Source organism: Vibrio sp. 704, assembly GCF_033339295.1.
Window position 1 is genome coordinate 1 of the sequence record NZ_JAWOUH010000689.1, and the last position, 601, is coordinate 601.

The 601-nt window shown below is 44.3% G+C and carries 1 protein-coding gene; it reads left to right on the top strand.

Going from position 1 to position 601, the window contains the following annotated elements:
• Positions 1 to 601 (top strand): cryptochrome/photolyase family protein (locus R7R24_RS28530; RefSeq protein ID WP_318120431.1); only part of this gene is annotated, 601 nt, incomplete at both ends.

The following is a 601-nucleotide window of genomic DNA, read 5'->3' on the forward strand; positions in this document are numbered from 1 at the left end:
CTAACACTTACGTTACGCATCACATTCAAAAGGTGTGCGCTTTCTTCTCCGCGATGGCTATTTTTGCTCAAGAGAAGCAAGAGCAAGGGCATCATGTTCTGCATCTAACGTTGGATGACACTGCCGCTTTTGACGATCTTGACCAAGTATTGCAGCACTACGTTCGTGAAGTTGGGGCAAGCAAATTTGAGTATCAACGGCCAGATGAATATCGACTGTTGGAACAACTGACCAAGTTGAAATTAGAAGGTGTTGTCAAACGTTGCGTCGACACTGAGCATTTTTTACTGCCTTTTGCAGAAATAGAACAGCAGTTCCCGCAAGGCAAACATGTCATGATGGAGCACTTTTACCGACGGATGCGCAAGCGCTTTGATATTTTGATGCAAGACGGTAAGCCAGTGGGTGAAAAGTGGAATTACGATGCCAACAACCGCAATAAACTGAAAGCGAAAGATATCGAGCAATTACCCAAACCACTGATGTTTAGCCTGAATGTTGACGAGATTGTAGAGCGATTAACGCGACACAAGATCTCGACCATTGGTTCACTAAATGGTGATTTGTTATGGCCAGTGAATCGCGCTAAAAGCCTATCTTT